General features: G+C 33.3%; 15 protein-coding genes. All 15 read right to left on the reverse strand.

What is annotated here, in order from left to right; all coding sequences use genetic code 11:
• Window positions 1–8: 8 nt before the first annotated feature.
• The 15 genes from pgeF to murD all read right to left on the reverse strand — a co-directional run bounded on the left by pgeF (window position 9) and on the right by murD (window position 13,902).
• On the reverse strand, window positions 9–821 hold the full coding sequence (gene pgeF, locus CHB72_RS08305) for a peptidoglycan editing factor PgeF (RefSeq protein ID WP_089282421.1): 813 nt from the start codon (window positions 819–821) through the stop codon (window positions 9–11).
• Between the two features lie 117 nt (window positions 822–938).
• Window positions 939–1,400, reverse strand: a complete 462-nt coding sequence (gene nrdR / locus CHB72_RS08310) for a transcriptional regulator NrdR (protein WP_089282422.1) — start codon at window positions 1,398–1,400, stop codon at window positions 939–941.
• 103 nt (window positions 1,401–1,503) lie between these two features.
• On the reverse strand, window positions 1,504–1,833 hold the full coding sequence (locus CHB72_RS08315; RefSeq protein ID WP_089282423.1) for a YlmC/YmxH family sporulation protein: 330 nt from the start codon (window positions 1,831–1,833) through the stop codon (window positions 1,504–1,506).
• An 84-nt stretch (window positions 1,834–1,917) separates the two neighbouring features.
• Window positions 1,918–2,691 (reverse strand): RNA polymerase sporulation sigma factor SigG, encoded by a 774-nt coding sequence (gene sigG, locus CHB72_RS08320; protein ID WP_089282424.1) that lies wholly within the window; start codon window positions 2,689–2,691, stop codon window positions 1,918–1,920.
• Between the two features lie 160 nt (window positions 2,692–2,851).
• A complete protein-coding gene (gene sigE / locus CHB72_RS08325; RefSeq protein WP_089282425.1) occupies window positions 2,852–3,586 on the reverse strand; it encodes an RNA polymerase sporulation sigma factor SigE in 735 nt (244 codons plus the stop codon).
• 46 nt (window positions 3,587–3,632) lie between these two features.
• Complete coding sequence (gene spoIIGA / locus CHB72_RS08330; protein ID WP_089282426.1) at window positions 3,633–4,523, reverse strand: sigma-E processing peptidase SpoIIGA; 891 nt, start codon at window positions 4,521–4,523, stop codon at window positions 3,633–3,635.
• Between the two features lie 243 nt (window positions 4,524–4,766).
• Window positions 4,767–5,864 (reverse strand): cell division protein FtsZ, encoded by a 1,098-nt coding sequence (ftsZ, locus tag CHB72_RS08335; protein ID WP_089282427.1) that lies wholly within the window; start codon window positions 5,862–5,864, stop codon window positions 4,767–4,769.
• A gap of 269 nt (window positions 5,865–6,133) precedes the next feature.
• Window positions 6,134–6,475: a small basic family protein gene (locus tag CHB72_RS08340; protein ID WP_089282428.1), complete on the reverse strand. Its 342-nt coding sequence runs from the start codon at window positions 6,473–6,475 to the stop codon at window positions 6,134–6,136.
• Between the two features lie 3 nt (window positions 6,476–6,478).
• Window positions 6,479–7,201: a DUF881 domain-containing protein gene (locus CHB72_RS08345; RefSeq protein WP_089282429.1), complete on the reverse strand. Its 723-nt coding sequence runs from the start codon at window positions 7,199–7,201 to the stop codon at window positions 6,479–6,481.
• A gap of 22 nt (window positions 7,202–7,223) precedes the next feature.
• On the reverse strand, window positions 7,224–7,952 hold the full coding sequence (locus CHB72_RS08350) for a DUF881 domain-containing protein (protein ID WP_242975073.1): 729 nt from the start codon (window positions 7,950–7,952) through the stop codon (window positions 7,224–7,226).
• On the reverse strand, window positions 7,952–8,737 hold the full coding sequence (locus CHB72_RS08355) for a cell division protein FtsQ/DivIB (protein ID WP_089282431.1): 786 nt from the start codon (window positions 8,735–8,737) through the stop codon (window positions 7,952–7,954). The genes CHB72_RS08350 and CHB72_RS08355 overlap by 1 nt, the downstream gene beginning before the upstream one ends.
• A 184-nt stretch (window positions 8,738–8,921) precedes the next feature.
• Window positions 8,922–10,172, reverse strand: coding sequence for a UDP-N-acetylglucosamine 1-carboxyvinyltransferase (gene murA, locus CHB72_RS08360; RefSeq protein ID WP_089282432.1), 1,251 nt, complete (start codon window positions 10,170–10,172; stop codon window positions 8,922–8,924).
• Between the two features lie 136 nt (window positions 10,173–10,308).
• Window positions 10,309–11,412, reverse strand: a complete 1,104-nt coding sequence (gene murG / locus CHB72_RS08365) for an undecaprenyldiphospho-muramoylpentapeptide beta-N-acetylglucosaminyltransferase (RefSeq protein WP_089282433.1) — start codon at window positions 11,410–11,412, stop codon at window positions 10,309–10,311.
• Between the two features lie 5 nt (window positions 11,413–11,417).
• Entirely contained in the window at window positions 11,418–12,533 is a 1,116-nt protein-coding gene (ftsW, locus tag CHB72_RS08370; protein ID WP_089282434.1) for a putative lipid II flippase FtsW, read from the reverse strand.
• A 1-nt stretch (window position 12,534) separates the two neighbouring features.
• Complete coding sequence (gene murD / locus CHB72_RS08375; RefSeq protein WP_089282435.1) at window positions 12,535–13,902, reverse strand: UDP-N-acetylmuramoyl-L-alanine--D-glutamate ligase; 1,368 nt, start codon at window positions 13,900–13,902, stop codon at window positions 12,535–12,537.

Here is a 13,902-nt window from a genome sequence, read left to right on the forward strand (position 1 = left end):
GTCTCATTTTATACCAGTTCTATTACAGAAGCCATTCTTCCAGTTAATCCCTTCTTTTTTCGATGAGAATAAAAGAGATCTGTATCGCAGGCAGTACATAATCTACTAGTAATTATATTTCTATCTAATACTCCTATTTCCTTTAATGCTATTCTGTTAACTTCCCATAAATCTAGCATGTATTTGTCTTCAGCAGTTGGAAATACAAATTCTGAAGTTTCTGTAAAATTCATGTTAAATTTTTCAATAACATCTCCTGAAACTTCATAACAACATTTTCCTATGGAGGGTCCTATTCCTACTAAGATATCCTTTGGTTGTGAATTAAATTCCTCCATCATTTTTATAATGGTTTTCTGCCCTATTTTTAGCATCGTTCCTTGCCATCCTGCATGGGAAGCGGCTATCCCTTTATTTACAGGATCTAAAAACAATAATGGTACGCAGTCAGCATGGAATGTCATAAGTGGAACCCCAATGTCCTGAGTAATTAGTCCATCAATATCACGATAATCCTTTTCATATAGAATACCCTTTCCTTTGTCTTCCTTGTTTGCAATTTTAATCCCATCACTATGTACTTGATCACCTAATACTAAATTCTCATGCTTTACACCAATTGCCTTGCAAAAATTTTGTATATTTTTTAATACCTTTTCTCTATCATCCTTTGTCTTTAGTCCTAAATTTAAAGTGTTAAATATTCCTTCGCTAACGCCTCCGATCCTTGTGCTGAAACCATGTTTTACTAAATCGGTTTCTTGAAATTCTTCAATAACTACTATTTTCATACCATCTACTTCTTTAATCTTATAAGGCATTTACTCACTCCCTTTTTAATTGGCTATTTAAATAGTTTTCCCAGGACAATAAAATTCTTGTATTGAAGCTTTTTTACTATAACAAAAAGGAAGTTAAATTAACTTCCTCTCATTTGTTTAATCTGTCTTTTCTTTTAATAGTTTTCTTAACTCTCCCATAAAGGTATTGATGTCCTTAAACTCCCTGTAAACAGATGCAAATCGAACATAGGCAACTTCATCTAGCTTCTTGATATGATCCATTACTAGTTCACCAATGAGCTCTGTTTTAATCTCCTTCTCCATAGAATTATATAGCTGTTTTTCGATTTCGTTGACAATATTCTCTATATCCTTTAAAGCCACAGGTCTTTTTTCACAGGATTTGATGACTCCCTTCAAAATTTTATTACCATTAAAGGGTTCTCTATTTCCACTTTTTTTAATTACAATCAATGGTATTTCCTCAATCTTTTCATAAGTAGTGAACCTTCTACCACAGGCAATACATTCTCTTCTTCTACGAATGGATTGGCCTTCATCAGTTGGTCTCGAATCTACAACCTTTGATTCATAATGACTGCAAAAGGGACAATTCATCTTGTTTTCACCCCCAAAATCATTTTCCATAGTTTTTCTTTCATTATAATATACCCTTTGCAGTATGTCTAATGATTTTATTAGATCTCAATATATTCTTATATTAATACTTATCTTTTTTTTCTGCATTATATTTTGATAAAAGTTGATTCATTTCTTCCTCATCTTCTATGTAGGAAGCTTTATGAGGTTCTATGTTGCCCTTCACTTCTACTAGAATCACATCTATTCCTATTTTTTTAATTTCTGCCCATTTTATTTCACTTTCATAATCTTTACCGAACAATCCAAAAACCTTTTCACTATTAGGTACGATAATAGCATTTATTTTTCCTTTTTCTAAGTTTACATCAATATCTGAAATAAGTCCAAGTCTTCTACCATCGGTAATATTAATTACTTCTTTTTCAGTTAGATCAGATGCTCTTATCATGTCTTCACCTCCAATTATTAAATATACAGCTAGTACTATAATATTTATGCTTTTTCAAAAAGAAAAATCACCCTATGGGTGATTTTATATATATTTTTTCATATGTTTTACTGCAGTTTTTTCTAACCTTGATACTTGGGCTTGAGAAATTCCTATTTCCTCTGCTACCTCCATCTGTGTCCTCCCTTCAAAGAACCTTAAGGTAAGAATTAATTTTTCTCTATCGTTTAACTTTCTCATAGCTTCTCTTATAGCAATACTGTCAATCCATGTCTCATCTTCACTTTTTTCATCACTTACTTGATCCATGACAAATATAGCATCACCGCTGTCATGATATATTGGTTCAAATAAGGATACGGGGTCTTGAATAGCATCTAGTGCGAATACTACTTCTTCTCTTGGTAAGTTCAATTGCTCGGCAATTTCTGAAATCACTGGTTCTTTGGAGTTTTTATTTATCAGTTGATCTCTGATTTGTAATGCCTTGTATGCAGTATCTCTTAAAGATCTACTGACTCGAATAGAGTTGTTATCCCTTAGATACCTTCTTATTTCCCCTATAATCATCGGTACTGCATAGGTAGAGAATTTTACATTATGACTAAGATCAAAGTTGTCTATAGCTTTTATTAAACCGATACACCCTACTTGAAATAAGTCATCTACGTGTTCACCTCTGTTGTTAAATCTTTGAATCACACTTAATACTAATCTTAAGTTGCCTCTAATAAAAGCTTCTCTAGCACTATTATCTCCCTGTTGAATTCTACCAAAAAGCTGTTGCATTTCTTGGTTTGTCAACACTGGTAATTCTGATGTGTTTACTCCGCAAATTTCTACTTTATTAATATGCATTGTAAAATATCAGTCCTTTCACTTTGAATTACCCCTTTAATATTAAGATTATTGACCTAATGATTATTTTTATGCAGTTCATTGATATATAAAATTTGTTATTTTTTTATACTCGCTATTTGAAAGAAAAAACAGCTTTAGTCGTAATGACTGAAGCCCTTTAAATCATGCGATTGATTTCTTTTTTCAGTCTTGAAACAATTCTCTTTTCTAGTCTAGAAATATAGGATTGAGAAATCCCTAATATATCAGCTACTTCTTTTTGCGTTTTCTCTTTTCCACTATTTAGTCCAAAACGTAGCTCCATAATTTTCTTTTCTCGTTTAGATAATTTATCTAATGCAACTTTTAGTAATTCTTTATCCACTTCTTCCTCTAAGAATCTATGAATAATATCATTATCTGTTCCCAAAATGTCTGACAGTAGCAGTTCATTACCATCCCAATCAATATTTAATGGTTCATCAAAGGAAACCTCCATCCTTACTTTGCTATTTCTTCTTAGATACATCAGTATTTCATTTTCGATACACCGAGAAGCATAAGTAGCTAATTTAATATTTTTTTCAGGGTTAAAGGTATTCACTGCTTTAATTAAACCTATGGTTCCTATAGAAATTAAATCTTCTACTCCCACACCAGTATTTTCAAACTTTCTTGCTATGTATACAACTAATCTCAAATTTCTTTCTATAAGAATGGTTCTAACAGTGCTTTGATCATCCTTTAATTTCTCAATCAAGAAGCTTTCCTCATCGTTAGTTAAGGGTGGAGGTAAAGTTTCGCTACCACCAATATAATAAATACTATCTTCATTATATATTTTGAATAACCTTAAAATCTTAATAATATAATAACGATATAAAAGCTTTATTCTAACAATAGACTGTTTCATTTAGTTTACCCCCTAGGTTTAGTTAATAATCTTGATGACCTTCCTACTATATTAGATCAGGGTGCAAGAGCGCCCTATATTCCCCTGCTTTAGATAATTTTCTATCATAGATTGCAACAATAATTTCCTTAATATTTTTCACATCAGTTTCTTTTTGGATGTATACTTGATCAGGTTTAAAGCCAAGTAACATGCCATTTTCAGTGCCCAATGCATTATAGGGTATCATTCGAAAACGGGTTATCCAATTGCTTCCGTTCAATACCAATGCCATTTGTGTAAAATTGGGCTTTCCAGAGCAGTTAAATACCCTCTGCACCTCAGAAGGTAGCAAAGGAGCAATGGCATCATATTCCACTATGATTACAGGATAGTGACTAATTGGATCTACTAAGGAGTTCCCTGTATCCACTATACCCCTCACCTCAGTTGTAATTCCATCAATTTCTATTTTAATTTTCATGATTATTTTTTCTCTTGAAAACTGTTTTTGAAAATAACCCCAGCAAAAATTGATAAGAATATATCCTACTCCACAAGCAATAAAAATGTTTTTTATCGAAATGTTACTTATGTAAAATATACCATTGCTTATAATCCCATTGAAACTGCTGAAATAGAATATGGCAAAGCCAGCACCTCCAAAAACTAAAGTGATTAAATAAAATACGCCTAACAGCCTGAAAAAGTCTTTAAACTTATATGGAGTGAAGGCTAATACAATGATGATCATAGAGCAAGCAATCTTCATTATGATAGAAAACAAAAAGTGTAAAGATGGAAAAAAAATAATAAAAGCATATAATGCACTGATGGAAGAAGCAATAAGTAATTTTGTTTTTTTTGTAGGATGTTTACCAAACTTGGCTGTCAAAGATAAAATAATAAAATTCATAATAAAATTCTCTAAAAAAACATACTCAGCATAAACTACCATATGACTTCCTCCTAAGGGACAAAACTCTCTTATTATACAAGTATTCAATTAAAAGTTGATTTATGTATATTATATATAATTCTAGAAGGCTTTTTTGTCATTTTGTGAAGTCGAAATCCTTGTTTCTTATTCTGTTTATAAAGAAACATGTTACCTCAATGATCAAAAAAAGATAAAAGACTTGCCATTAGCAAGTCTTTTATTAAATATTATAGGAAAATATTTTTACTAATATTTATTAATTTACTTTTTTCTTCTTAAAAAGATAGGAATATCTAGTTCATCCATTTGTTTCACCTGTCCATCACTAGCAGCTGCAACTTCTTTTTTAGCAATATTCATGCCTGTCTTATTCTGCTTATCTTGCTTATCCTGCAGTTTTGATAGGTCTTGTTCAAAGCCTGTTGCGATAACAGTAATTCTTATTTCATCCTTTAGCTCTTCATTGATGACAGCACCAAATATAATATTTGCATCTTGATCAGCTGCCTGGGTAACTAATTCTGCAGCTTCGTTTACCTCAAATAACCCCAAGCTAGATCCTCCAGTAATGTTTAATAATACCCCTTTAGCACCTTCTATAGAAGTCTCTAACAATGGACTATGTATTGCTTGCTTAGCTGCTTCCGCAGCACGATTTTCACCACTTGCCCTGCCTATACCCATATGAGCTAGGCCTTGTTCAAGCATAATTGTCTTCACGTCAGCAAAGTCAAGATTTACCAAACCTGGAACAGCAATTAAATCTGAAATCCCCTGTACCCCTTGCTTTAGAATATCGTCTGCAATCCTAAAGGCTTCCAACATCGTAGTTTTCTTTTCAATTACTTGCAATAATCGATCATTAGGAATTGTTACTAATGTATCTACTCTACCTTTTAATTCTTGAATACCTTGTTCAGCATGAAGCATCCTTCTCTTACCCTCGAAGGTAAAGGGTTTTGTAACCACTCCGACGGTTAATATACCTAGCTCCTTAGCTACCTCTGCTACAATCGGTGCTGCGCCTGTTCCTGTTCCTCCACCCATACCAGCAGTAATAAAAACCATGTCGGCTCCTTGCAACAATTGATGAATATCTTCTTTGCTTTCTTCTGCAGCTTTTTTCCCAATTTCTGGGTTCGCTCCAGCTCCTAAACCTCTCGTGAGTTTTTCTCCAATTTGTATTTTGTGTTCGGCCTTGGAAGTAAATAAAGCTTGTTTATCTGTATTAATTGCAATAAATTCAACACCCTTAAGATCTGATTCTATCATACGATTAACGGCGTTATTTCCTCCCCCTCCAACACCTATTACTTTAATTTGAGCAAATTGATCCATATCTACATCAAATTCTAACACAATATTACCCCCTTGTTATGTAAATACCCTGTTTTCATTTGAATCTCTTCATAACAGTAGTTAAGTATAATTTTTTCAACATTATCACACTTCTGCTATTTTATCTATAGGTCGTAAGACTAATATTCATTTTAGCAATTCATATGTTGACCTTCATACTTATTAACTTCTAAGAAAATCTATTAATTATACATTCAACAAAAATTTAATTATTCCTTTTTTTCATTTTCAAATTATGACATGAATTTTCTGGAAAAATATAGTATGCCTTATCTTGCACGTAATTTTTCCAATAAATGTCTACGAATAATAGCAAAATTCTGGAACAACCTAGCGCCAAAAGCAAAAATAGCTGCATAATATAAAGGTACCCCTAGACGATCCCCTATATATGCTAAAAGTCCAGCTAAAATAGCATTGCCAAAGAAACCAGAAACAAAAATGTCTGTATTGAATTTATTTTCAATACCAGATCTTAAAGCTCCAAAAACGGAGTCTAAAGCTGCTAGTATAGCTACCGAAATATATAAAGAATAAGTGGCGGGATAAGTAATCGGTAGATATAGTCCTAAAAATATCCCTAGCATTAAACCAATAATAGCAAACAACATTTTTTAATCCCCTTCCATCGGCTTTATATGTTTTAAAGCAGTATCCCCTTGATATTTTGATATTCTTACTCTATCACTTGTGTATGATTCTACAACTAAGTCGTAAACCTCTTTTAATTTCCAACCATAGGACCCTGGAGCTTTTATAGCTGCATCTAAGGTTTCAGGATTACCTATAGCCTTAAAAATAAAGGGTTGTCCATAGGTATAATTATTAATAGTAATTGTTGGACCAGTACACTTTATTTCTGAGGTGTTTAAAAGTCTTTGCCCATTAATAGATATGACTTCAGCCCCTGCTATTTTTAAATCATTTAATATCGTCAAAACATCTCCATCATGAACAATAAGATCGTTGGGATCTTCACCTTCATAAAGCTCTCTTTCGCTATCACTTAATTTAATAATAATTCCAGGCCCTTCTACGTCTACAAAACCACTTACAAGCTTCATTGTATCAATTTCATTTATTAATACTTCTTTAATACTACCCTCTTCTTCTAATGCTCGTTGATACTCTTGCAATTTTTCTTCTTTTGAAATAATTAATTGCTTAATATTACTTATTTCTTCTTTTTCCTTACTTATTGATCCCTGCGTATCATTTAATGTTTTCACACTAACAAAGCTATAACCCTCCAAATCATTTCTAAACTGTAAAACAATTGTAAAACCTAATATAAAGAACATAAGTGTGACAATTGCTTTTTGATATATAGATTTCATAACTTCCCCCTCATCTCAATTCCTACTGAATCGGTTCAATGGGTTTTGCATATTCATAATGAATGACTTTATTATATCTTGGTATCGTAATGTTGTTTTCTTTTTTTACATTTACTTGTAGATTGTAATACTGTCGCATCCCCCAAACGATGCCATATTTCATATTTAAAGCCGCCTCTAATGTTTCAGGATTACCCACCGCCTTAACAGTAAAAGGAGGTCGAGTAGGTACAGAGTTAATCAACATTGTATTGGAAGTATAATAAATTTCAGTAGTTGAAATATATCTTTGATCATTAATAGCTATTGCCTCTGCCCCCGCAGCATTCAGTTTATTAACCAACTCTAGGATTAAATCATAGTTGTACATAATAAAGCTGCCTTCTCCCCCCATAAAAAAATCATTTGGAGGATCATCAATAGTAATAACCACGCCTGGACCTTCTCCTTCTTTATATCCCCCCAATAGCTGGTATTGCTCTAAATCTCTTTTGAGATTTTTTATAATTAAGTTTTCATCCGCTTCAGAAATCTCATATTCCTTTAGACGTATCTCTAAATTAGTAAGCTCTTCATTTAATTTTTCTTTTTCGGTTCTTAGATTTCTAAGTTCCATTGCCAACTGCTGAGCTCTTTGAGTAGATAAAAAACCTCCTCCAGTTGCATTTTTCACAGTATTAAACTGCAAGGATATAGTAAGTCCCAGTATACCACAAAGTACTGCAATGGCAACCTTTCCTTTTAAATTCATCAATCTTCCTCCCATTGTTCTCTATCTCTAATAGAGATTTGTCCCTTATACCTCATATCTACGATAACATTTTTTATCTCTCTCGTATATAGGCTTGTTAGTACCTCTTTTAATGCTACCATGGAATATGCCGGATCTATGGTATCTGCCAATAGCACCTCAATACCATCAAAAGTAATTAATTGGATATAATCTTCTTTTTCTATATTAATCTCAGAAATCATCTCCACAATAGATGTCGCTCTTGATGCTTCAATAAGTTCCATGGCAGTATTTAACATTTCAGGATTGTTTATATCTGCTTTGTCTCCTAATTTAAAACTCTGAAACTCCACACCTGTAATCAAAATCAAATCTTCTGATAAATAATCATCATTAACCTGCAAAACTACTTTATCTTGATCAATATAAATAAAGGATCCCATATATGGTATTATAGCATACTTTTCTCTTTCTCTCACTGTAATTATCATTGTTTTCGGCAATTTTCTTTTTATAATTGCTTCCTTTACAAAAGGTTGCATTTCTACATTTTCTTTGATCTCCAACAAATTATATTGGAGAATATTTCTTTTTGTATATAATTTTGCCCCATCAATAATTTCTTCTTCTGTTAATTCTATATTTCCATGAACTTCAATCATTTGTAAATTCAATAAGTCCGACTGTAATAAATAATAAATTCCCCATAATAAAAAAACAATGCTTAAAAAAAATGCTGTTAGTATTCTTTTTAACCTCCTGCGTCTTATTTTTTTTTCTTTTCTAATGTCTTTATATTCCATAATTTATTCCTACCTTTAAATAATAAGCTTGTACAACTTATTCTTTTTTTAAGGGCAGCTTTGCAGCTGCAACTTAAAAAACAATGAGTCAATTTAATAAAATATATGTTATATATGAATATCTAATATATAGTATAAATTAAATATAAAGTCAAACTAAATATTAGGAAGGTTTTGAAGAAAGTTACATTTTTTTAATCGCTGCTCCTGCAAACTTTAAATTATCTTCTATATGATCATAACCTCTTTCAATATGCTTAGCATTTTCTATGATTGTTGTACCCTCCGCCACTAATCCTGCTAATATTAACGCTGCTCCACCTCTTAAATCATTAGCAGTTACTGTGGCTCCTGTAAGCTTTGGTACCCCTTTTATAATAGCTACTCTTCCATCTATCTTTATATTGGCGCCCATTCTTATTAACTCATAGGCATGTTTGTATCTATTTTCAAATATATTTTCTGTTATAATACTAATACCATCGCTTATGGTCATTAAAGCCATGATCTGTGACTGCATATCTGTTGGAAAGCCTGGATAGGGTAGGGTTTTAATAGATTCGATAGCATGTAATTTATTAGGAGCAACAAGTTTAATCGTATCATGGGTATACAGTATTTTGCAACCCGACTCCTTCAACTTATAAATAGTCGATTGGAGGTGTTCTGGTATAACGTTTTTAAGCACAATTTCTCCTCTAGTCATGGCTGCTGCTGTTAAATAGGTTCCTGCAACAATACGATCTGGAATAATCGTATGCTCTACCTCCCGCAATTCCTTTACCCCATCGATCCGTATAGTATTACTGCCTGCTCCTGAAATGTTTCCTCCCATAGCATTGATAAACTGCTGTAAATCTCTAATTTCTGGTTCTCTGGCTGCATTTCTAATGGTGGTGGTTCCTTCCGCATATACTGCTGCCAGCATAATATTCTCTGTGGCCCCTACACTAGGGAAATCTAATTGTATATCGCAACCTTTTAACCCTTTTGTTGTACATATTAAAAAACCATGTTTTTCTTCGATATCTGCACCCATTTCTCTTAAGGACTTCAGATGCAAATCAATAGGTCTTGGTCCTATTTCACAACCACCAGGATAACTAACAATCGTTTCCCCGCACCTAGCCAACATAGCTCCTAAAAACACAATGGAGGATCTCATTTCTCGCACCAATTCCTCAGGAATTCTGTGATTATCGAGTTTACTGGAATCTATAATCATGGTTCCATTTTCCCTTTTAACATCACAACCTACAGCCCTTAAAATTTTTGACATAACCTCTACATCAGAGAGCTTAGGAATATCATGAACAATATTTATTTTCCCATTTAGAACAGTTGCAGCCATTATGGGTAAAACAGAGTTTTTAGCGCCGCCTACCCTTAATTCTCCTTGAATTTTGCGTCCTCCTTCAATGATGATCTTACTCATCTTAGGTCACCTCCAGAACATAATGATATATTATATGAAAATTACATTTATAGTAATTAATTTGTCAATATGTAATATAAAACAAATATATAACCATATTATGCAAAAGTTCTAAAGGTGTTCCCTAATAATCAATCTATTTATCTACTGTAAGTTTTAAAATTTCCAAATATATAGAATCTGTTGCATGCTTCTTTGAAGCATCTACGCTGGCTTTTTCCATAGCCTTAAGGGTTTCTTTATTCTGTAAAACTTCTTGAATACTAGAATATAAGTGGTCAGCATTTAAGTCATTTTCTTTAATAACTAAGGCAGCTCCTCTTTTTTCTAATGCTCTAGCATTATATTCTTGATGATTTTCAGCTGTATAAGCCTTTGGTATTAAAATTGAAGGTTTTCCTACCGCATTAATTTCTGTTATCGTGATAGCCCCTGCACTGCAAATAATCAAATCACAGGCTTTCAATGCATACGGCATATCATCGATATATGCTAAGATTTTATAATACTTTAATATATGCTTGTGTTGCGAAATGTTGTTAATTACTTCACTATAGTGCTTCTTTCCTGTGACTAACAATATTTCAAAGTCAATGGAGGGATGTTTAATCATCATATCCGTAACTGTCTTATTAAGACCAATAGAACCTCCACTTCCACCTACAATTAGAACCAAAGGGTTTTCTTTTTCAGACTTGTATTTTTCTTTAGCTACCTCAGTAGAGATGCTGAAAAATTCCTGTCTTATTGGATTACCGGTAACAATTAACTTGTTTCTTTCCTTGAAATATTTAGATGCTTCTTCAAAGCTTATAGCTATTCGATCTACATATCTACCTAATATTTTATTGGTTATACCAGGAAAAACATTTTGTTCGTGAATCATGGTCTTAATTCCCATTTGAGCCGCCATAAAAACCACAGGGCCACATACAAATCCGCCTGTACCAATAACAATATCAGGCTTAAAATTTTTAATGATTTTTCTTGCTTGCCATAATCCCTTCAATAACATACCGCCACTTTTTACATTATGAAAAGATAGTTTACGCCTCAAGTGGCTTACAGTTATGGTTTTAATATCATATCCAGCCTTTGGCACAATGTCACTTTCTAAGCCTTTCTCTGTACCAATAAATAGTATTTGCGAATTGGGATTTTTTTCTTTAATTTTATTTGCAATAGCGATAGCAGGGTAAATGTGACCTCCTGTTCCTCCGCCGCTAATGATTACTTTCACGTTTTTCAGCTCCTATTCATGTTTGTGTGTTTTGAGATGTTTAATAAGATACCCATCGATGCCATCAATATAGCAAGAGCATTTCCCCCAAAACTTATAAAAGGCAGTGGCATTCCAGTAACTGGCATAGATGAAGTAGCAACCGCAATGTTTATAATCACTTGGACAATGATCATTGTAACGATTCCTGTAGCCATTAAACAGCTTAAAAGGTCTGGAGCATTAATCGCTATGCGTATTCCTCTCCAAATCAACACCATAAAAAGTAGTATAATTGCAACGGCTCCAATATACCCCAATTCTTCTCCTATGATTGCAAATATAAAGTCATTCTGAGGTTCTGGTAAATAAAAATGTTTTTGTACACTTCTACCTAACCCTCTGCCAAAAAGTCCTCCTGAACCTAAAGCAAGTAGAGATTGTACTGCTTGGAACCCACTGTCGGTTGGATCTGCCCATGGATCTAAAAATGCTGTAATTCTTTTAGCCTTATATCCTTTCCCAGATATAAAAATATAAGCAATCATGGAAGCTAAACCTGCAACTCCAGCAGCGGTAAGTCCAATAAAGTGAGATAGCTTCATTCCTCCCACAAAAACCATTGCTACAATAATCACTACGACTACAAAAGCAGTACTAAAATCTGGTTGTTGATAAATAAGACCAAAAAACATGCCCGCCAACAGTAAATAAGGCGCTACGCCATATGCAAAGGTCTGAATTCTTTCTCTCTTATTGTTTAAGGTTGTGGCTACAAAAATAATAGCAGCAAATTTTGCAATCTCTGAAGGCATGATACTAATACCCACATAAATCCATCTTTGAGCACCATTTATTTCCTTGCCAACAGGTGTTAATACTAAAACCAGCAATATAATACTGCCTAATAAAAGAGTAGGAGCATATTTAGCCCATTTCCAATATTCTATTTTAGCACAAAAAATCATAGCAGAAAGTCCAACTCCTGTCCACATTAGAACCCGCTTCAAGAAATAATATCCATCTCCCAACACTACCATAGCATGGGAAAAGCTGGAGCTAAAAACCATAATGATACCAGTAGTTACTAAAATCGCAACAGTTATAATAATTGTGAAGTCATAGGGATTTTTCTTTCCCATACTAGGACCTCCTTAAGTCTTCCACTATTTTCTTAAAATGATTACCTCTTTCTTCGAAATTTTTATACATATCCCAGCTGGCACAAGCTGGTGAAAGTAATATCGTATCTCCATCCTTTGCTATATTATATGCATCAAGTACTGCTTCTTGTAAGTTTTTTACAATGATTACTTCTTGATAGCCTAAATCTTTCGCAGTAGCAAATATTTTTTCAGCTGTTTCTCCATAAACAAACATTTTTTTCACTTTTCCATTAAATGCTTTAATAAAGTCTTCAAATTCGCTGGCTTTATCTAATCCTCCAGCTAACAGAATGATAGGTTCTCTAACAGCTTCAATAGCTTTTATAGCAGCATCCGTATTAGTAGCTTTAGAATCATTAATAAAATGCACCCCTTTGAAAGTAGCCACCTGTTCAATACGATGTTCTACACCTTTAAAGCTCTTCAAAGTTTTTTTAATCACTTCAATATCTACTCCCATTACAAAAGCCATCGCGGTAGCCGCCAAAGCATTTTCTAAATTATGTTGACCAGGAATCATAATATCATCAACATGGATAACTACATGCTTTTCACCTTTAAAAAGAATAGTAATATGATGATCTTCTACAAATACACCTTCCTTAAGCTGCACCTTACGACTAAAGAAGATTCGTTTGCTACGAATTCTATCACTGGCATTTCTACATAGCTCATCGTCATAGTTTACTACAGCATATTCTTCTTCTCCTTGATTCTTAAATATAGTAAATTTAGCATCTAGATAGTTTTCCATCGTTTTATGTCGATTTAAGTGATCAGGCGTTAGATTTAAGATAGCTGCCACCTTTGGACGAAAATCAATGGTGCTTTCTAGTTGGAAACTGCTGATCTCCATTACCATTACATCTTCCTCAGTAGTTTCTAATGCTTTGGAAATAGCCGCCACTCCGATATTACCTACTACATATGTATTTTCACCTGCATTTTGAAAGATTTCACCTGTCAAAGCTGTCGTCGTTGTTTTCCCATTTGTTCCTGTTATCGCCACAATAGGAGCCTTGTTTAATCGGTAAGCTAATTCGATTTCACCAATAATTTCAACTTTTATTTCTCTAAGTTTTTTAATAAAAGGAATATCTAATGGTACCCCTGGAGAGACCACAACTAAATCTAATTTCTTTAGTTCATCAAGGTTATCTGGATGTTTTCCCAAAATCGCCTCAAATTCAAACCCCTCTAACGTCTTAATGCTATTTCTTAGTTCTTCTTCCGACTTTAGATCATTCACCATAACAACAGCCCCTAATTTGCATAAGGTCTTTACTAATGGTACGCCAGTTACAGCTAATCCTATTACTAATACTGATTTATTTTTTAAATTCAT

Source organism: Anaerovirgula multivorans (assembly GCF_900188145.1).
Lineage (GTDB): Bacteria > Bacillota > Clostridia > Peptostreptococcales > Natronincolaceae > Anaerovirgula > Anaerovirgula multivorans.